15 protein-coding genes are annotated in these 18,718 nt (G+C 63.2%); 5 read left to right on the plus strand and 10 right to left on the minus strand.

Annotated elements, in window-relative coordinates; all coding sequences use genetic code 11:
• The first annotated feature begins 42 nt into the window (after positions 1 to 42).
• A complete protein-coding gene (locus X741_RS138565; RefSeq protein ID WP_031250638.1) occupies positions 43 to 1,266 on the plus strand; it encodes a DUF2865 domain-containing protein in 1,224 nt (407 codons plus the stop codon).
• Here X741_RS138565 and gltX read toward each other — a convergent pair.
• The 3 genes from gltX to X741_RS138550 all read right to left on the minus strand — a co-directional run bounded on the left by gltX (position 1,184) and on the right by X741_RS138550 (position 5,957).
• Positions 1,184 to 2,557, minus strand: coding sequence for a glutamate--tRNA ligase (gltX, locus tag X741_RS138560; protein WP_023780575.1), 1,374 nt, complete (start codon positions 2,555 to 2,557; stop codon positions 1,184 to 1,186). The genes X741_RS138565 and gltX overlap by 83 nt on opposite strands.
• Before the next feature lie 191 nt (positions 2,558 to 2,748).
• Positions 2,749 to 3,927 carry a hypothetical protein gene (locus X741_RS138555; RefSeq protein WP_031250639.1) on the minus strand — a complete coding sequence of 393 codons (1,179 nt, stop codon included), beginning with the start codon at positions 3,925 to 3,927 and terminating at the stop codon, positions 2,749 to 2,751.
• Between the two features lie 224 nt (positions 3,928 to 4,151).
• Complete coding sequence (locus tag X741_RS138550) at positions 4,152 to 5,957, minus strand: ABC transporter ATP-binding protein (RefSeq protein ID WP_031250640.1); 1,806 nt, start codon at positions 5,955 to 5,957, stop codon at positions 4,152 to 4,154.
• A gap of 473 nt (positions 5,958 to 6,430) precedes the next feature.
• On the opposite strand from X741_RS138550, the gene X741_RS138545 reads away from it, so the two are divergent.
• Positions 6,431 to 6,961, plus strand: coding sequence for a dihydrofolate reductase family protein (locus tag X741_RS138545; RefSeq protein WP_023780578.1), 531 nt, complete (start codon positions 6,431 to 6,433; stop codon positions 6,959 to 6,961).
• 155 nt (positions 6,962 to 7,116) lie between these two features.
• On the opposite strand, the gene X741_RS138540 is transcribed toward X741_RS138545, so the two are convergent.
• The gene (locus X741_RS138540; protein WP_023780579.1) at positions 7,117 to 8,793 is read right to left on the minus strand and encodes an NAD+ synthase; all 1,677 of its coding nucleotides are present in this window, start codon (positions 8,791 to 8,793) and stop codon (positions 7,117 to 7,119) included.
• A 75-nt stretch (positions 8,794 to 8,868) separates the two neighbouring features.
• On the minus strand, positions 8,869 to 9,585 hold the full coding sequence (locus tag X741_RS138535) for a DNA-3-methyladenine glycosylase I (RefSeq protein ID WP_023780580.1): 717 nt from the start codon (positions 9,583 to 9,585) through the stop codon (positions 8,869 to 8,871).
• 86 nt (positions 9,586 to 9,671) lie between these two features.
• Here X741_RS138535 and X741_RS138530 point away from each other — a divergent pair, with 86 nt between their 5' ends.
• Positions 9,672 to 10,232, plus strand: a complete 561-nt coding sequence (locus tag X741_RS138530) for a DUF1003 domain-containing protein (RefSeq protein ID WP_023763652.1) — start codon at positions 9,672 to 9,674, stop codon at positions 10,230 to 10,232.
• Positions 10,229 to 10,816: a DedA family protein gene (locus tag X741_RS138525; protein ID WP_023780582.1), complete on the plus strand. Its 588-nt coding sequence runs from the start codon at positions 10,229 to 10,231 to the stop codon at positions 10,814 to 10,816. The genes X741_RS138530 and X741_RS138525 overlap by 4 nt, the downstream gene beginning before the upstream one ends.
• Positions 10,817 to 10,836: 20 nt before the next feature.
• Here X741_RS138525 and X741_RS138520 read toward each other — a convergent pair whose 3' ends face one another.
• Both X741_RS138520 and X741_RS138515 read right to left on the minus strand, forming a co-directional pair.
• Positions 10,837 to 11,205, minus strand: coding sequence for a diacylglycerol kinase (locus tag X741_RS138520; protein WP_023780583.1), 369 nt, complete (start codon positions 11,203 to 11,205; stop codon positions 10,837 to 10,839).
• A 78-nt stretch (positions 11,206 to 11,283) separates the two neighbouring features.
• Positions 11,284 to 11,700 (minus strand): GFA family protein, encoded by a 417-nt coding sequence (locus X741_RS138515; protein ID WP_023780584.1) that lies wholly within the window; start codon positions 11,698 to 11,700, stop codon positions 11,284 to 11,286.
• 404 nt (positions 11,701 to 12,104) lie between these two features.
• On the opposite strand from X741_RS138515, the gene X741_RS138510 reads away from it, so the two are divergent.
• Positions 12,105 to 13,175 (plus strand): diguanylate cyclase, encoded by a 1,071-nt coding sequence (locus X741_RS138510; RefSeq protein ID WP_023763648.1) that lies wholly within the window; start codon positions 12,105 to 12,107, stop codon positions 13,173 to 13,175.
• A 105-nt stretch (positions 13,176 to 13,280) separates the two neighbouring features.
• On the opposite strand, the gene X741_RS138505 is transcribed toward X741_RS138510, so the two are convergent.
• The 3 genes from X741_RS138505 to X741_RS138495 all read right to left on the minus strand — a co-directional run bounded on the left by X741_RS138505 (position 13,281) and on the right by X741_RS138495 (position 18,644).
• Positions 13,281 to 14,654, minus strand: coding sequence for a 3-deoxy-7-phosphoheptulonate synthase class II (locus X741_RS138505; RefSeq protein WP_023780585.1), 1,374 nt, complete (start codon positions 14,652 to 14,654; stop codon positions 13,281 to 13,283).
• A gap of 135 nt (positions 14,655 to 14,789) precedes the next feature.
• Positions 14,790 to 18,287, minus strand: a complete 3,498-nt coding sequence (gene mfd / locus X741_RS138500) for a transcription-repair coupling factor (RefSeq protein ID WP_023780586.1) — start codon at positions 18,285 to 18,287, stop codon at positions 14,790 to 14,792.
• Between the two features lie 69 nt (positions 18,288 to 18,356).
• The gene (locus X741_RS138495) at positions 18,357 to 18,644 is read right to left on the minus strand and encodes a succinate dehydrogenase assembly factor 2 (RefSeq protein WP_023780587.1); all 288 of its coding nucleotides are present in this window, start codon (positions 18,642 to 18,644) and stop codon (positions 18,357 to 18,359) included.
• Positions 18,645 to 18,718 lie beyond the last annotated feature (74 nt).

Below are 18,718 nucleotides of genomic sequence, written 5' to 3' on the forward strand. Positions count from 1 at the left end.
CGAATACGATAGCCTTGCGGACGATCAGGCGGAGTTGGACGGATGACAGTCGGAGGGTTGAAGCAGGCGCATGCTGCCGTGCTGCTTGGCCTTTTGCTGTCCGGCGCCACAATCACCGAGCCGCAGGCTGCCTCGCGGGTCTGCCGCCAGTTGGAAGCCGACCTTGCCGCTGCCTCGCGCAGCGGTGGCGGCGGTCCGGCAATGATCCGCAAATACGACGCCGCGATCGAACGGCAGCGTGAGCAGATTTCAAAAGCCCGCAGCCAGGCGAACGGCGCCGGATGCGGGTTTTCGTTGTTTTCCCGCAACGTCAACCAGTGCGCCGGCCTCAACGCCACCATCGACCGCATGAACGCCAATCTCGACAGCCTGCAGGCCAAGCGAGCCCAGCTCGCCGGCGGCGGCGGATCGCGCCGCGACCGTGGCCGCATCCTGGCCGCGCTCGACGCCAATGGCTGCCGCGACGACCCGGTTGCGCCGCGCCGGGAACCCTTGCGGGAAGCAAGCCGTGAAGACGGCAACGCAAACCTGTTCGAGCAGCTTTTCGGCGGTGACAACCGGCAGGCCGACAGGTCGGACCAATCTGACGATACGAGGGACCAGCCTGACGATACAGATGAAGAGCGCGGTGTAAGCCGCGTCCTGAACCGGCCCGGCATTCCGGACTTTCCGGGCACCGGCGGTGAATTCCACACCACCTGCGTGCGCACCTGCGACGGCTATTTCTTCCCGATGTCGAACGCCGCCTCGACCAGCGACTTCGAGCGCGACCAGAAGAACTGCGAATCGAGCTGCCCCGGCACCGAGATGCAGGTCTTCTATTCACGCGGCATGGACGACGATTCGGCATCGATGACGTCATCGGTCACCGGCAGGCCCTACAGCGAATTGCCGACCGCCTATCTCTACAAGCAGTCCAACGTGGCGCGGCCGCCGGCCTGCGGTTGCAACGCCGCGCAGAATTTCCAGATCATCGGCGGCAACCCGCCCGCCCCTGAGCAGTCCCAGCCCGAGACGAACGCAACATCGTTCACCCCGGTTCCGCCTTCCAAGCCCGATCCGGGGGCGGATCCGGAGACCCTGGCGAATATGGAAGGCGGGCTCGACCGCGAAGCCATCAAGCGTCTCTCCGCCAAGCCGGTGACGTCGCCCGTGTCCGCCTTGCCGCCGGAGCAGCGCAAGGTCAGGGTCGTCGGGCCAACGTTCCTTCCCGACCCATCAGCGGCAATAGATCTGCAAGCTCCGGCCCCGAAGATAGCCCGGTAAGGGCAAGCCTCAGCGGCATGAACAGCGCTTTGCCCTTGCGCCCGGTCGCTTCCCTGATCTTGCCCGTCCAATCCTTCCAGACCGTCCCGCTCCAAGGATCTTCAGGCAGGACATCGAAGGCCTGGTGAAGGAAATCGCGGTCATCAGTGGAAAATTCGGGCTTCTCCTGCGGTCCCTCGCGCAGGACCCGCCACCAGGCCACGGCATCCGCCAACCTGTCCAGATTGCCGCGCACGGCCAGCCAGAACGGTTCGGCCTGCTCGCCTGAAATGCCAAGCACCATCAGCCGGTCGCGCGCCTCGTCGAACGGCATATGGTGCAGCAGCACGCGGTTGAGCACGAAAAGCTCGTCCGGATCGAACTTGGCCGATGATTTCGATGTCGCGGCCGGGTCGAAGTGGCCGGCGAGTTCGCCGAGATCATGGGCGGCCGCGACGTTCTCCGATGTGCCGACCAGCACGGCGAGCGAAGCGACCGCCATCGGCTCGATACCATCCTCGCGCAGGCTTTCGATGGACAGCGCGCCGGTCCGCTTCGACAGCCCCTCGCCCGAGACGGTGGTCAAAAGATTGTGGTGGCCGAACACCGGAGGCTCGGCACCCAATGCCCGGAACAGGGCGATCTGGACACCCGTATTGGTGACATGGTCGTCGCCGCGGATGACATGGCTGATGCCCATCTCGATGTCATCGACGACGGAAGGCAGCGTGTAGAGATAGGTACCGTCCTCGCGCACCAGGACTGGGTCGGACAGCGAGGCCAGGTCAACCGTTTCCTCGCCGCGCACCAGATCGTCCCAATGGATCTCAGTGCGCTCCGGCTGCTGCGGATCGGCGGAGAAATTGGGCAACAGGAAGCGCCAGTGCGGCCGGCGGCCGTCGGCCTGGTATTCGGCCACCTGCTCCTGCGTCAGCGTCAAGGCCTCGCGGCCATAGACTGGCGGCAGGCCGCGCGTGCGGCGCACCTTGCGCCTGAGATCGAGTTCCTCGGGCGTTTCGTAGCAGGCATAGAGAACGCCCGCCGCCTTCAGCCGCTCGACCGCCGCGTCATAGATCTCGAAGCGTCGCGACTGATATTCGGTGGCATCCGGAAAAATGCCCAGCCAATGCAGGTCGTAGAGGATGGCGTCGGAGAATTCCTGCTTCGAGCGGGCGATGTCGGTGTCGTCGAAGCGCTGGATGAAGCGGCCCTTGTTGTTGAGCGCAAACAGCCAATTGAACAGAGCGGTGCGCGCATTGCCGATATGGATGCGGCCGGTCGGTGACGGAGCGAAACGAACGGTAACTGTCATGAGCGGGGCGTACCGGATGCCTTGGTGATTGACAAGATGCGCCCCCGCGCCGTGCGGCAGACATAGAACATGGCGCAAGCAATGAAAAGACCGGGGTGGCGTGGGCCCAGGCGGCTACATGGGCCGCCTTCCCTGCCGCCATGGGTCAACTCGTCGAGGGACGGCGCCGGCAAACAGGTCGTTGAAGCCGATCAGTGGCCGAAGTCGTCGGAACTGAGGCGGGTCCAGCGGTCGCCCATCAGCCCACCGATAAAGATGTCGCCGGAGCGGACCGCTTCCGTGACCTCGGCAATTCGCGAGCGGACCATCGTCCCCCCGGCATAGCGGAAGAAGACATTCCTGTAGCCGAAGAGTTGAGGCATGAATCGGCTCTGCGTCTGCCCGGTGATGCCCACGCAGCCCAAATCCCACGCAGCCGCGACAAGTCCGTCCAACGTCGCGCCCCAGTGAGATCCGGACGCCTGGATTTGCAACAGGTTCGCGATGCCGCCAGCTTGACCATAGAAGGCATGACAACCGAGCATTTTGCCCGTTTCGTCGTAAGTCCCACCGAAATGAAGCGGACCGTCGGCCCGCTTCTCTGCCGCCAGCGCGAGCAGCCGTAGCAGCTCGCCATCCTCCCAGCTCGGTCGAAGAGCGTAATCGGACAGGAGGGTCGGCAACCGCTCGGCAAACTGCGCGGCATCCATCGGTTCATGATGGACCCGATGCGACGATGAAGGCTGGATGGGGGACCCGAACCTTCTTTTCGCAAGTGCATCGAATGCTCTCGCGCCGGGATCAAGTACCAGGCGAGGCAGGCCGGGCCATCTACGGTGCAACATGGCGGCGGCCATCGCGGCCGGCCGGAAAATACAGGTCCATCCCAGACAATGCACCGGCAGGAGCTGATATTTCATCGGGCGCGCGAAGGCCAGGGACACCCGGTTGGCGGAATCGGTCAGATACAGATCGAATTCGCCTTGATGCAGGGCACGCAGCAATTGCGGGCCGGCCGAACCGTGATCGGTGCCGGGGTCGGCCATCAGCGGACCGATGATCGCCGCTTTCAATGTTGTTCCGTTGAGCTCGTAGCGGGCTTTCAGGACGCCGAGGAACCCGCCCAGATCACCTTGCGGGTTGATCTGGACAAGAGCGTTGCTCGGACCCGACTGGCCGGCAGGGTCGAGATAGATCTCCCTCATATACCCGGCCGTCTCCGCGACCGCGCGATCGCGGAGGTGACGCCGCCGCCGAAACTTGGTCAGGAAGAGTGCTGCGACCCGCTCGAGATCTTCGGCGGCCAGCGGCCGAACCGAACCGTGTTGGGAGTCCAGCACCGAAGGCGAAGTCACCTTTTCTGGACCGGCATTTGTGGAAACAAGAGGCAAGCCAAAATCCTGCGCTGATCAATCCGATCCCCAGGATACGCACCTACTATCTCTGGGTTGCTTTTGAGTAAATGAGCGGCAACCAATGGTAGAAACGACGTGTCGCGGCCTGCGTTATAACCAACACGCCTAGAAACCGGGTGCGCAAAAACGATGCCGCGTACGTCGCTCCAGCTGACCGATGCCTGGGAGGGCCTCCGGCCGAAGCCGGAGGCCACCTCTCGTCAAATGACCAGGCCCTTGGTCAGTTCAAGCGCCTGGCGCTCGAACAGTCGGCGGTAGATGCCGCCTTTCAGCCGGATCAGCTCGTCATGCGAGCCTTCCTCGACGATCTTGCCGCAATCGAAGACCAGCAGCCTGTCGAGCGCCCGCACCGTCGAGAGCCGGTGCGCGATGACCAGCGTCGTGCGGCCGACCATCAGCCGTTCCATCGCCTGCTGGATCAGCACCTCCGATTCCGAATCGAGGCTCGATGTCGCCTCGTCCAGGATCAGGATGCAGGCATCGGCGAGGAAGGCACGCGCGATCGCCACGCGTTGCCGCTCGCCGCCCGACAGTTTCACGCCGCGCTCGCCCACCAGCGTACCGTAACCCTTCGGCAGGCTGGTGATGAAGTCGTGCGCGCTCGCCAGGCGTGCGGCATGCTCGATCTCATCCTGCGTCGCACTTGGCCTGGCATATGCAATGTTTTCGGCCAGCGACCGGTGGAACAGGATCGGCTCCTGTTGGACGATCGCGATCTGCCCGCGCAGCGATGCCTGTGCCACCTGCGAGATATCCTGGCCGTCGATCAGGATCTTTCCAGCGTTCACATCGTAGAGCCGCTGGATCAGCTTGACGAAAGTCGTCTTGCCCGACCCCGAATGGCCGACCAGCCCCACACGTTCACCCGGTGCGATGTCGACCGAGAAGTCGCGATAGAGCGGCGACCGGTGGCTGCCATAATGGAAGGTGACGTTGCCGAAGCTGATCGCCCCTTGCGTGATCCGGATCGGCCTGGCGCCGGGCCGATCCTCGATGCCGAGCGGCTCCGACTGGAAATCCACCAGTTCCTCCATGTCGTTGATCGAGCGCTGCAGATTGCGGATATGCGTGCCGATATCGCGCAAATAGCCCTGCAGCACGAAGAACGAAGTGAGCACGAAGGCGACGTCGCCGGCGCTCGCCTGCCCCCACGACCACAGCATCAGCGCCAGGCCGATCACCGCGGCGCGCATGGCCAGCAGCAGCGCCCCTTGCGTGGTGCCGTTGATGGTGCCGCGCACCCAGGTGCGCCGCGTGCGCGCACGCCATTTGGCAACCACCTTGGCGAGGCGGTGCTCCTCGCGCTCCTCGGCGCCAAAACCCTTGACCACGGCGTTGCAGCTCACCGCGTCGGCCAGCGATCCGCCGAGGCGCGTGTCCCAGGTGTTGGCAAGCCTTGCCGCCGGAGCGACATAGCCGAGCGACAGCATCGCCGTCATCATGATGAACAGCACCGAGCCTGCCGCGACGACCGCGCCCATCAGCGGCCAGAACCAGCCAAGCAGCAGCGTCGAGCCAACGAGCATGACAACCGACGGCAGCAGCGCGATGAGGATCGTGTCGTTGAGCAGGTCGAGCGCCCACATGCCGCGCGTCACCTTGCGCACCGTCGAGCCGGCAAAGCTGTTGGCATGCCAGTCGGTGGAAAAACGCTGGACGCGATGGAAGGCATCGGCGGCGATGTCGGCCATCATCTTCAGCGTCAGCTCGACGATTCCCATGAAGGCCAGGTTGCGCAGCACGACGCCGGTCAGGGCGAGCGCCATCAGGATGGAAAACGCCGTCATCGCGGCATTCCAGGCAATGGCATCCGCGCCGGCGCTGCTGGCCACGGCGTCGACCAGCCGGCCGGAATAGAGCGGCGTCAGCACATCAGCCAGCGTCGACAGCAGAAAACCGCCCATGATGAGCGACAGCCGCCATGGCTGGCGCCGCCAATGAGTGAGCGTGAAGCCAAGAACGTTGCGAAAGGCGCTCGCGCGCAGATCGATCTTAAAACGAGCCATGATGTCATTCGGGCGCAAACGAGCCCGATCCCAGTAAGGTCGAAAATTGAAAAGCCGCGCTGAGGCAGATGGTGCCCGGGATGCGGAGTGGCATATTGGCGTCGAGCCCTCGGGAGGGCGGCGACCGGCATCGGCATAAGCCTGAGCTCGATCCGGCTTCGGCACGAGAGACAGACCCTCGCGGAGCGCCGGATGAGACCTAAGCTTCGCGGCCTCGCATTACCATTTGAAATACTGCCATTCGGACCTCCCGCAAATGAATCGCGGAACGGTCCTTATAGTGACAGCCTGACGCATCGCCAAGACCAGCCCATGCCCGAAAGTATATCTGGTCCAGCTACTGAGGTTATTTTGCAACAACGGCTGGTGGACGCTTGGCCGCGTGCTCGCCGGCACACGGTTTGCCTCCGATCTCCCTTCTGCATAACGGTGGCTCGGATTATCCTGAAGGCCCGGGTTGGAGACCTTGCAGCATGGCCAAGCTCATTTTCAGGATGAACCAGTCCCTTGATGGTTACGTCGACCACCTGGCAATGCCCTCACGCCCCACGCTCTTCCGTCACTGGACAGAGCAAGTGCGCGACCTTGCCGGCAGCGTGTACGGTCGCGGCATGTACGAGGTCATGCGTTATTGGGACGAAGACCGTCCCGAGTGGAGCGCGGAAGGACACGAGTTCGCGGCGGCGTGGCGAAACCAACCGAAATGGGTCGTGTCGCGCTCGCTGACGTCAGTCGGCCCCAATGCCACACTTGTCCAGGACGACGTCGAGGCGGTGATCCGTGGGCTGAAGGCTGATCTCGCTGGGGAGATTTCGCTGTCTGGCCCCAACCTTGCCCGAAGCGTGACCGACCTTGGTCTGATCGACGAGTACCAGCTCTACTTCCACCCGGTCGTGCTTGGTCACGGCAAGCCGTTCTTCGCCGGCCCTCGGCCACCGCTTCGCTTTGTGGCCAGCGATCTGATTGACGATGACGTGATCAGGCTGACCTACGTTCCTGCCTGATCCGCCAACGCGCATCCGGCATCGGTCCACTAGAGCAGTTCGCCGTTTCACGGAAACGGCGAACTGCTCTAACTCTTTGTTTTAACGCAATTCCTAAGGGAAAGCGCTACGCGCTTTTCCCGGGAAAACCGTTTCACACTTTTCCTGGAATTGCTCTAGCCGCGATCCCGGAATCGGTTGGTGATGGGATAGCGGCGGTCGCGGCCGAAATTCTTCCTGGTGATCTTCACACCCGGTGCCGCCTGCCGGCGCTTGTACTCGGCGATGTAGAGCAGGTGCTCGATGCGCGTCACCGTCGCCCGGTCATGGCCGCGCGCGACGATGTCGTCGACCCCCATCTCGTTCTCGACCAGGCATTCGAGGATGTCGTCCAGCACCGGATAGGGCGGCAGCGAATCCTGGTCGGTCTGGTTTTCGCGCAATTCCGCCGACGGCGCCTTGTCGATGATATTCTTCGGGATCACCTCGCCCGAAGGCCCGAGCGCGCCTGGCGGCACATGGCTGTTGCGCCAGCGCGACAGCGCGTAGACCTGCATCTTGTATAGGTCCTTGATTGGATTGAAGCCGCCATTCATGTCGCCGTAGAGCGTGGCATAGCCGACCGACATCTCGCTCTTGTTGCCGGTAGTGACCACCATCGAGCCGAACTTGTTGGAGATTGCCATCAGGATGGTGCCGCGCGCGCGGCTCTGCAGGTTTTCTTCGGTGATGCCTTCCTTGGTGTCCTCGAAAAGCTGCGTCAGCGCATGCAGGAAGCCCTCGACCGGCTCGAAGATCGGCACGATGTCATAGCGGCAGCCGAGCGCGCGAGCGCAGTCCTCGGCGTCCTTCAGCGAATCCTTCGACGTGTAGCGGTAAGGCATCATCACCGCGCGCAGCCGCTCCTCGCCGAGCGCATCGACGGCAAGGGCGGCGCAGATCGCCGAATCGATGCCGCCGGACAGGCCAAGCACGACATTCTTGAAGCCGTTCTTGTTGACGTAGTCGCGCAGGCCCAGCATGCAGGCGCGGTAGTCGGCCTCTTCCCGTTCGGGAATCTTCGACATCGGCCCTTCCGCGCAAGCCCAGCCGTCGTCCGTGCGCTTCCAGGTCGTGACATCGACCGCATCCTCGAACTGGCTCATCTGGAAGGCGAGCGTCTTGTCGGCGCCGATGGCAAACGACGCGCCGTCGAAGATCAGTTCGTCCTGGCCGCCGAGCTGGTTGGCATAGATGATCGGCAACCCGCATTCGATGACCTGGCGGATGACGACCTGGTGGCGGACATCGATCTTGGCGCGGTAGTAGGGCGAACCGTTCGGCACCAGCAGGATTTCCGCTCCGCTTTCGGCCAGCGTTTCGCAGATGCCGACTTCACCCCAGATATCCTCGCAGATCGGAATGCCCAGCCGCACGCCGCGGAAGTTGACCGGCCCCTGGATCTCCGGCCCGGCCTGGAAGACGCGCTTCTCGTCGAACTCGCCGTAATTCGGCAGGTCGAGCTTGTAGCGCTCGGCGATGATCTTGCCGCCATCGGCGAAGACGATCGAATTGTGGGTGCCGCTCTTGCGCTTCAGCGGCGTGCCGATGATGACGCCGGGGCCGCCATCGGCGGTGTCGGCGGCAAAGTCCTGCGCGGCCTTTTCACAGGCTTTCAGGAAGGCCGGCTTCAGCACCAGATCCTCCGGCGGATAGCCGGCAAGGAAAAGCTCGGTGTAGAGCACGAGGTCGGCGCCCTGGCGCGCGGCATCCGCCCTCGCCTCCCGCGCCTTGGCAAGGTTACCGGCGACATCGCCGACGGTCGGGTTGAGCTGGGCGATCGCGATGCGCAGGATGTCGAGCTTCTTGGTCATGCTTTCCGGTTTAGCGCGGCGGAATTGGCCTCGCAATGGCGTTCGTTTGGACCAATTCGGGCCAGGCTTTGGCGTTCAATCGTCGCCCACATACTCGCGCAACGACTGCGGCGAATGGTTCTCGCCGATCGACATCGCCAGGATACGCGAAATGTGCCGGTGCGGTAGGCCGGTGTCCGCCACCCATCGATTGATCTGTGTCTGGATCTTGTCGAGATCCCGCTTCGAGGTCGGACTATCGGCGATATCGAGGCCGGCATCGCGAAGGGCTGCGGCCATATCGGCCGAAATGACGAAGGCGTCCCATCCCAGCCAGCGCAGGAAATACTGGCCGGTGTTGCCGCCGAGCCGGCTGCCGTGCTTGCCGAGATAGGCGATCAGCCCGACTTGATCATCGGCTGGCCAATCGGCGAGGAAATTGCCGAAGCCGCCATGTTCCCTGGATACGCGTTCGACGAAGGCCGCATTTTCCCGGACGGACCTGATCTTCTGCGGGTTGCGAACGATGCGCTGGTCGGAAGCCAGGTCGTGCCAGAAATCGTCAGGCTGGAACAACAGCCGCTTGGGCTCGAAACGCAGGAACGCTTCCTCGAAGCCCGGCCACTTCTGCTCGATGACGCGCCAGACGAAACCCGCCGCGAAAACGCGCTCGGCGATGGTCGAGAGGATACGATCGTCCGGTATGTCGGCCACTGCTGCATTGTCGGGCACAGGCCCCAGCAGCGTCGCAAGCTCGGCCTCACCGCCCTTGCGTTTTGCCGCGCGCAGACGAATTTTCTTGAAATCGGCCATCGGTCCCTCGCTGTCCGGCTGAATGTACCACTTCCCGTCAGGGCCGGCAGCCTCTACGTCTATCTCCACCGACGATGGAGATGGCCATGAACAAGACGATCGATGAACTGGCGAACCGCTGGCTCAAGCGTCGGCCGGACGGTCTCAGCCCGTTGGAAAGCCGGGTGCTGCAATCGGCGCTCGAGCGCACCACGATCTCCAGGGACACCAACAAGGCGGTGGCTTTCCACCAGACCTTTGGCGACCGCCTTGCCGATACGATCGCCCGCATCGGCGGCTCGTGGTCCTTCATCCTGGCCTTCCTGGCTTTTCTGGCCCTGTGGACCACCGGCAATGTCTGGCTGCTGTCGCGCGATGCTTTCGACCCCTACCCGTTCATCTTCCTCAACCTGGTGCTGTCGATGGTCGCCGCCCTGCAGGCGCCGGTGATCATGATGGCGCAGAACCGCCAGACCGAACGCGACCGCATCGATGCCGCCCATGACTATGAGGTCAACCTGAAGGCCGAGATCGAGATCATGGCACTGCACGAAAAGCTGGATGAGCTGCGCCACAGCCAGATCCTCGGCATGCGCGAAGAGATCGCGCGGCTGGCCGATCTCGTCAAGCGGATCGACGAGAGGCTGTCGCAACAGTCGGCTACATGACCGACGCGATCCATCATTTCATCGAACAGTATGGCCTGCTTGCCGTCTTTCTCGGCTGCGTTGCCGAAGGGGAAAGTGCTGCCATCCTCGGCGGCTTCTTCGCTCATCAGGACGTTTTCGTGCTGTGGCATGCCGTTGTCGCGGCAGCCTTCGGGGCCTTTGCCGGCGACACCTTGTTCTTCATCCTGGGCCGAAGTTTCGCCGACAATCGCCATGTCGTCAGGCTGCGCGGCCGGCCCGGTTTCCGCCGCGCTTACCGCCTGCTCAACACCCATCCCAACATCTTCGTGCTGTCGAACCGCTACGTCTACGGCATGCGCCTGGTCGGCGGCATCGCGGCCGGCCTTTCGACCATAGCCGCACCGCGCTTCGTCATCCTCAATGCCATCTCGTCGATGATCTGGGCGGTGCTGTTCAGCTCGATCGGCTATGTCTTTGGACTGGGGGCCGAGCATTTGATCGGCCAGGCGCTGATGCGCCACGAGCGGCTGTTCATCGGACTTGGCATCGGCCTCGCCGTGGCCGTACTTGCCTGGCTGGTCGCCCACCATATCGCCAAGCAGGAGCGCGGCGACGAGCAGTGATGTCGCGGACGTCAGATGGGTCAGATGGGAAAGCCGGTGAGCCGCTCGATGAGCGCAATGCCCCAGACGCCGGCGACGATGACCACCGAAATCAGCACCGCTNGCACCGCTAGCGAACCGCAATCCTTGGCCAGCTGGATGTCGACATTGAACTCGCGGCTGAAGGCGTCGCAGGCCGCCTCGATGCCGGTGTTCAAGACCTCGACCATGATCAGCAGCAGAACCGCGCCGATCAGCAACGCATAACCGCGCCACGAGACCGAAACGAACCACCCTGCCGGCAAGGCGAGCGCAAGGAGCGTCAGCTCCTGCTGGAATGCCTTCTCGTTGGCGGCCAGCTTGCGAAACGCTCGCACCGAATTGATAAAAGCGTCGATCAGCCGCTGCATGCCCAAATCCCTCTCCGAACCACCGGCACGGGATAAAGCAATGGCCCGATCAATGGAATAAGCCGTCTCGTCCAAAATTCATTCCGCGACCGGTATCGATGGCGTCGACTTTTCAAACTGCGGCAGCCCGTCATCGATCGAATAATAGTCGCCCTTGTCGCCAACGAAGATATGACAGTCGCCCTTGAGGCCCGTCGGCCTGTCGAACGATCCCGCCATGACCGAAATGTAGTTTTGATCCCCCGGCTTCCAGAAAAGCACCGACCCGCATGCCTTGCAAAAGCCCCGCCTGGCGAAGGAGGAAGCCTCGTACCATGTGATGCTTTCCGAACCTTCGATGACGATATCGGCGTCGGCGACATTGGTCGCGGCGTAGAAATGGCCGCTCTGCTTGCGGCACTGCGAGCAGTGACAATAGACAACGCCGCGCAGCGCGCCGCGCGTCCGGAAGCGGACCGCTCCGCACAGACAAGATCCCTGGTGACTGTCACTCATTCCAACCTCCTCCGAAAACGCGGCATCGTCCTCACCGCCAGGATTCCAGCTTCGCGGCGCCCGCGCGCAAGCAAATGCGACATGCTCTGGTGCAGCAAATCCGAAATTCGGTTTCTCCAACAGCGTAACAGGCCTGCGAACTCAGGCTGCCAAACCGGCATTGTTTTCGGATTGTTGGTGGCAGGCTGAAGCCTTTACGGCCGCAGCCGGAGAAAAACCTGCGGATTTTATGCGAATTAAGGAAACTTTAGCGCTAGCGCATCTATGGTCATGTCCTGTGAAGGTTGCGGGTGGGGACGCGCCTCTTCGCGTCTCGTTCTGGAATGTCGGTAGCATTCCCCCATGTCGGCGATAAGTGGACCCGCAAATCTTCGCCGGGATCCGAGGGGAAGAGTGGATCAGACATGCAGCCGGCAGCCACCCAGACCGAAAGAAACACCGATATCGCCAGCACCGTCGTCACGACCATGCGCCAGCTTGGCGTGCTCGGCGTGCCGCGCAACTACGAGATTTTCTACGAGGCATTGAGCGGCACCAACCGCGAGCTCAGTCTCGCCGTCGTGTCGCTGAGCAGCCGGCCGACGCAGGATGAGCTGGATCAGATCGGGCGCACCTTCTTTGCCCACAACCATGGCCCCGGCATCGTTGAGCATGCGCGGGATGTCATCGCTAGGGAGCTTGAGGAAGTCGCATCACTCCTGCGGAGCGAGCGCAGCCACATCGAGAAATACGGCAGGATCCTCGACGAGACATCGAGCGGTCTGAGCGGCCGCAGCCTACTGTCGCAGGACCTCTTGCAGAAGATCGCCAACGCCATGTCGGTCGCCACCAGTTCGACGATCGATCATGGCAGGCAGATTGCATCGACACTCCGTGACAAGACCGCCGAACTCGAGAGCGTCAAGTCGAAGCTCGAGGAATACAAGCGGCTGGCCGACACCGACCCGTTGACCCAGATCTGGAACCGCCGCGCCTTCGACAAGGAAATCACCAGGATCTACAACAGCAACAAGGGCATCCTGTTCAATGCCCTGATCCTTGCCGACATCGATCGGTTCAAGGACATCAACGACCGCTACGGCCATCCGGTCGGCGACAAGATCATCCAGATCATCGCCGAGATTTTCCAGACCAGCATTCGCGGCGACATGTTCGTCGCCCGCACCGGCGGCGAGGAGTTCGCGCTGATCATCGAGGGCGCCAGCGAGGACGCCACTTACGATATCTCGGAGCGCATCCGTGCGCTGATCGAGCAGACGCCGTTCACCAGCAGCCAGACCGGCGCCAATTACGGCACCGTCACCGTCTCCATGGGCATCTGCATGGCATCCGAGGCCGATGGCCCGGAAGACCTCTACACCAAGGCCGACCGGGCGCTTTACCGTTCCAAGGTCAGCGGGCGCAACCGCGTCACCAAGCATTCGACGATGGCCGGCCGCGCCGGCAAGAGTTGGCTTCTCTACAAGAAGGACTGAAGCCTTCCATCCCCGCTCTGTCGGCTCGGCAGTCACTCGACCACAAACAGAAAAGGCGCCGGGATTTGCCAGGCGCCTTTTCTCGTGAGTTCAGCCTGCCAACAATCAGCCGTTCACGACCTGCTTGTGCCGCACCGGATGGCTCTTCTTCAGGAGATCCGACACCAGGAACGCCAGTTCGATCGCCTGATCGGCATTGAGGCGCGGGTCGCAATGCGTGTGGTAGCGGTCCTGCAGTTCCTCGGCGGTGATGGCGCGCGCGCCACCGGTGCATTCGGTGACGTTCTTGCCGGTCATCTCGACATGGATGCCGCCCGGATGCGTGCCTTCGGCGCGGTGCACCTCGAAGAAGGTCTGCACCTCCTTCAGGATGCGGTCGAAAGGCCGCGTCTTGTAGCCGGCGGCCTCGATGGTGTTGCCGTGCATCGGGTCCGACGACCAGACGACGCTGCGGCCTTCCTTCTGCACCGCGCGCACCAGCTTCGGCAGATGGTCGGCGACCTTGTCGGAACCGAAGCGCGCGATCAGCGTCAGCCGGCCGGGCTCATTGTCCGGATTGAGCAGGTCGATCAGCTCCAGCAGGCCATCCGGCGTCAGCGACGGGCCGCATTTCAGGCCGAGCGGGTTCTTGATGCCGCGGCAATACTCGACATGGGCATGGTCGGGCTGGCGGGTGCGGTCGCCGATCCAGATCATGTGGCCTGACGTGGCGTACCAGTCGCCGGAGGTCGAATCGACACGGGTCAGCGCCTCCTCGTAACCGAGCAGCAGCGCCTCGTGGCTGGTGTAGAAATCGGTCTCGCGCAGCGCATAGTTGGTTTCCGAGGTGATGCCGACGGCCTTCATGAAGTCCATCGTCTCGGTGATGCGGTTGGCGAGCGACTCGTACTTCTCGCCTTGCGGGCTGTCGGAGACAAAGCCGAGCATCCAGCGATGCACGTTCTCCAGGCTGGCATAGCCGCCCTGCGCGAAAGCGCGCAGAAGGTTGAGCGTCGCGGCCGACTGGCGGTACGCCATTTCCTGGCGGGCGGGATCGGGAATGCGCGATTTGGCATCGAATTCGATGCCGTTGATGATGTCGCCGCGATAGCTCGGCAGCGTCACCTCGCCCTTGGTCTCGTTGTCGGACGAGCGCGGTTTGGCGAACTGGCCGGCAACACGGCCAACCTTCACCACCGGCTGCGCGCCGGCAAAGGTCAGCACCACCGACATCTGCAGGAAGACGCGGAAGAAGTCGCGGATGTTGTCCGCGCCATGTTCGGCAAAACTCTCGGCGCAGTCGCCGCCCTGGAGGAGGAAGGCCTCGCCGGCGGCGACAGCCGCGAGCTGCTTCTTCAGCTTGCGCGCCTCGCCGGCAAAGACCAGCGGCGGAAAGGTGGCGAGTTGGGCCTCCGTGTTCTTCAGCGCGCCAAGATCCGGATAAGCAGGAACCTGCTTGATCGGCTTTGCTCTCCACGAATTCGGCGACCATTTCGTCATCGCTGCACCCAACGCTCTTTCCGGCAAGCACCCTCGCCCGCCATTTCCAGCCCCTATAGGGGTGGCGGCTCCATACACGAAGCCGATTTTCTATTCTAGACCGGAATTTCAGCGCTGGCGAATGATGGCCGGCGGCTAGGCGGCCTTCTCCACCAGCCGCGCCAGCTGCGTCATGACGACCGCGGAGCCGGCAAGCCGCTTCTCGGCCGTCGGCCAGTCGCGAGTGAAGACGACACTGTGGTCAGGCCTGATCTTGGCCAATGACCCCTGTTCGCCAATGAACTTGACCAGACCGACCGGGTTGGAGAATTCGCGCTTGCGGAAGTGGATGACGACGCCCTTCGGCCCGGCGTCGAGTTTTTCCACATTGGCCTTGCGGCAGAGCGCCTTGATGAAGACGATCTTCAAGAGATGCTTCACCTCGTCCGGCAGCGGGCCGAAACGGTCGATCAGCTCGGCGCCGAAAGCATCGATCTCCTCGGTGTTTTCGAGATCGCCGAGGCGGCGGTAAAGCGCCAGCCTGAGCTGCAGGTCGGGCACATAGCTTTCCGGGATCATCACCGCGGTGCCGACGGCGATCTGCGGCGACCAGCCGCCATCCTGGACCTCGCCGGAATCCTTCACCTCGGCCACGGCCTCTTCCAGCATCTGCTGGTAAAGCTCGAAGCCGACCTCCTTGATGTGGCCGGACTGTTCTTCGCCCAGAAGATTGCCGGCGCCACGGATATCGAGATCGTGGCTGGCAAGCTGGAAGCCGGCGCCCAGCGTGTCGAGCGACTGCAGCACTTTCAGCCGGCGCTCGGCCGTGTCGGTCAGCTTGCGGTTGGCCGGCAGGGTGAACAGCGCATAGGCGCGCACTTTCGAGCGGCCGACGCGGCCGCGCAGCTGGTAGAGCTGCGACAGGCCGAACATGTCGGCGCGATGGATGATCAGCGTGTTGGCGGTCGGGATGTCCAGGCCGGATTCGACGATGGTCGTCGACAGAAGCACGTCGTACTGGCCGTCGTAGAAGGCATTCATGATGTCGTCGAGTTCGCCCGGCGGCATCTGGCCATGGGCCACGGCGACTTTCAGTTCCGGCACGGATTCACGCAGAAAATCATGGATTTCGGCGAGATCGCTGATGCGCGGAACCACATAGAACGAATGCCCGCCACGATAGCGCTCGCGCAGCAGCGTCTCGCGGATGACCAGCGGATCGAAGGGCGAGATGAAGGTGCGCACCGCCATGCGGTCGACAGGCGGCGTGGCGATCAGCGACAATTCGCGCACGCCGGTCAGCGCCAGTTGCAGCGTGCGCGGGATCGGCGTCGCCGACAGCGTCAGCACGTGGACGTCCGTCTTCAGGTCTTTCAGCCGTTCCTTGTGCTTGACGCCAAAGTGCTGCTCCTCGTCGATGATCAGCAGGCCGAGATTCTTGAACGAAATGGCAGACCCGAGCAGCGCATGGGTGCCGATGACGATATCGACCTGGCCCTCGGCAATGCCTTTCTTGGTTTCGGCCAGTTCCTTGGCGCCGACCAGCCGCGAGGCCTGGGCAACACGGATCGGCAGGCCGGAAAACCGCTGCGAAAACGTCTTGAAGTGCTGGCGTGACAACAGCGTCGTCGGCACCACCACTGCGACCTGGAACCCTTCCATGGCCGCGATGAAGGCGGCGCGCAGCGCCACTTCGGTCTTGCCGAAGCCGACGTCGCCGCAGATCAGCCGGTCCATCGGCTTGCCGGCACCGAGGTCATCCCTGACCGAGTCGATCGCCGTCTGTTGGTCGTCGGTTTCCTCGTACGGGAAACGAGCCGAGAATTCGTCATAAAGGCCTTCGGCCGGCACCAGCGCCGGTGCGGCGCGCATCTGCCGCTCGGCGGCGATGCGGATCAGTTGCCCGGCCATGTCGAGCAAGCGCTTCTTCAACTTCGCCTTGCGCGACTGCCAGGCGCCGCCGCCGAGCTTGTCCAGCGTTGCCTCGGCTGTGTCGGAGCCGTAACGCGACAGGAGCTCGATGTTTTCCACCGGCAGGAACAGCCGGTCGTCGCCGGCATAGTGGATTTCCAGGCAGTCATGCGGCGCACCGACGGCTTCGATCGTGCGCAGGCCGATGAAGCGGCCGATGCCGTGGTCGGCATGGACGACGATATCGCCGGCCGACAAGGCCGAGGCCTCGGCTATAAAGTCGGATGCCCGCTTCTTGCGCTTCGAGCGGCGGATCAGCCGGTCGCCCAGAATGTCCTGTTCGGCGACGACGACCAGTTTTTCGGTCTCGAAGCCGGATTCGAGCGGCAGCACGGCCAAGGCCGCTTGCCCCGGCTCGAGTTGTTCGGCTTCGGCCAGCGTCTCGACCTGCTTGAGGTTGCCGAGATGATGCTCGGCCAGGATCTGGCCAAGCCGGTCGAGCGAACCTTCGGTCCAGCCGGCGATGATAACCCGGCGGCGTGCCGCACGCTCGTCGGCGATGTGCCTGACGACGGCGTCGAAAACATTGACGTTCGGATCGGCGCGCTCCTCGACGAAGCTGCGGCCATGGCGCGAACCGGCGTGGTAGACCTTTTTCGCGCCGGCATCGGGCGCGTCGAAGGGCGTGAAGTCGATCGCTTCGCGCGGCCCCAGCGAGGCGATCAGGTTCTCCGGCGAGAGATAAAGCAGATCCGGCGCCACCGGCTTGTAGGGCACGGCATCCTTCAAAGCCGCGTCCGCCTGCTTCTTGCGCGCCTCGTAATGGTCGAGAATCAGCGTGTGGCGTTCGGCCAACGCCTCATGCGCCAGATGGTCGAAGATAACAGGCGTGTCGGGCAGATAGTCGAACACGGTCTCCAGCCGCTCGTAGAAGAACGGCAGCCAGTGCTCCATGCCGGCGAAGCGCCTACCCTCGCTGACCGCCGCATAGAGACCGTCATCACGCTGCGGCGCGCCGAAAGCTTCGATATAGGCGCGGCGGAAGCGGCTGATGGTTTCGGGCGTCAGCGCCACCTCGCTCATCGCCTGCAGCGCCATCGACTTGCGCTGGCCGGTGGTACGCTGCGTGGCGGCATCGAAGACGCGGATCGATTCCAGCGTATCGCCGAAGAAATCGAGCCTCAGCGCCTCGGTCCATCCCGGCGCGAAGAGGTCGAGAATGCCGCCACGCACCGCGAATTCGCCGATGCCGCGCACCGTCGGCACCCGTTCGAAGCCCGACGTTTCCAGCCGCGACACCAGCGCGTTCATGTCGATCTGGTTGCCCGGCCTGGCGTGAAAGGTCTGCGCTTCGACAAGCTCTGCCGGCGGAATGCGCTGCAGCAGCGCATTGGCGGTGGTGAGGATGACGGCGCGGTGCGGCTTCCTGGCCAGCGCGATCATGGCGGTCAGTGCATCGAGGCGCTTGGCCGCGGCATCCGAACCGGGCGAAACGCGGTCATAGGGCAGGCAATCCCAGGCCGGCAGTTCGAGCACCGGAAGGCCGGGGGCCGCGAAGGACAACGCCTCGATGATTGCCGGCAGGCGCTGGCCGTCACGCGCCACGAACAATACCGGCTTGTCGGGCGCGATCTCCAGCGCGGCCTGCACCAGCGCGAAGGCTTCATAGCCATCGGCGACACCGTCGACGATGAACTGGCCGGCATGGCCTTTCGGCAGACCAATGGTGGGAATGAGGCTCATCAAATCACGGTCTTGTTTGTCGCAATTCCCAGGAAAACCGCTTGGCACTTTTCCTGGAATTGCTTGTGTTCAGAAAATCATGGTCCGGCGGGACGCCAGGATCTTTTGCAGGACGACGCAGTCGATATCCGCCGGCACCGGGCGTTCGCCGGTTATCAGCGGCAGGAATTCGGTGTCGGGAATGTCGAGGAGCCTCTCATATTGGTCGATCTCCTCGGCCGTCAAGGCGGCGATCTCGGCATCGGCGAAGGTGCCGAGGATCAGATCCATCTCGCGCAAGCCGCGATGCCAGGAGCGGAACAAGAGCTTGCGGCGGTGGACGTCCAGCCCCTCGCTTGATCGTTTCGTTCCGGTCATTGTGGCGCATCCTCACTTGCTGCGGCGCATATAGCGTGGATAGAAGGGGCTGTCAGCCTTGCGCTGCTGCCGTC

The sequence above is a fragment of the Mesorhizobium sp. LNHC221B00 genome, from assembly GCF_000502935.1.
Lineage (GTDB): Bacteria > Pseudomonadota > Alphaproteobacteria > Rhizobiales > Rhizobiaceae > Mesorhizobium > Mesorhizobium opportunistum.

Excerpts from the sequence above, each read along its gene's own strand:
- X741_RS138565 (WP_031250638.1), top strand. The coding sequence starts at position 43 with ATGACAGTCGGAGGGTTGAAGCAGGCGCATGCTGCCGTGCTGCTTGGC.
- X741_RS138525 (WP_023780582.1), top strand. The coding sequence starts at position 10,229 with ATGACCGACGCGATCCATCATTTCATCGAACAGTATGGCCTGCTTGCC.
- X741_RS138530 (WP_023763652.1), top strand. The coding sequence starts at position 9,672 with ATGAACAAGACGATCGATGAACTGGCGAACCGCTGGCTCAAGCGTCGG.
- X741_RS138515 (WP_023780584.1), bottom strand. The coding sequence starts at position 11,700 with ATGAGTGACAGTCACCAGGGATCTTGTCTGTGCGGAGCGGTCCGCTTC.
- gltX (WP_023780575.1), bottom strand. The coding sequence starts at position 2,557 with ATGACAGTTACCGTTCGTTTCGCTCCGTCACCGACCGGCCGCATCCAT.
- X741_RS138510 (WP_023763648.1), top strand. The coding sequence starts at position 12,105 with ATGCAGCCGGCAGCCACCCAGACCGAAAGAAACACCGATATCGCCAGC.
- X741_RS138550 (WP_031250640.1), bottom strand. The coding sequence starts at position 5,957 with ATGGCTCGTTTTAAGATCGATCTGCGCGCGAGCGCCTTTCGCAACGTT.
- X741_RS138545 (WP_023780578.1), top strand. The coding sequence starts at position 6,431 with ATGGCCAAGCTCATTTTCAGGATGAACCAGTCCCTTGATGGTTACGTC.
- X741_RS138535 (WP_023780580.1), bottom strand. The coding sequence starts at position 9,585 with ATGGCCGATTTCAAGAAAATTCGTCTGCGCGCGGCAAAACGCAAGGGC.
- mfd (WP_023780586.1), bottom strand. The coding sequence starts at position 18,287 with ATGAGCCTCATTCCCACCATTGGTCTGCCGAAAGGCCATGCCGGCCAG.
- X741_RS138495 (WP_023780587.1), bottom strand. The coding sequence starts at position 18,644 with ATGACCGGAACGAAACGATCAAGCGAGGGGCTGGACGTCCACCGCCGC.
- X741_RS138505 (WP_023780585.1), bottom strand. The coding sequence starts at position 14,654 with ATGACGAAATGGTCGCCGAATTCGTGGAGAGCAAAGCCGATCAAGCAG.
- X741_RS138540 (WP_023780579.1), bottom strand. The coding sequence starts at position 8,793 with ATGACCAAGAAGCTCGACATCCTGCGCATCGCGATCGCCCAGCTCAAC.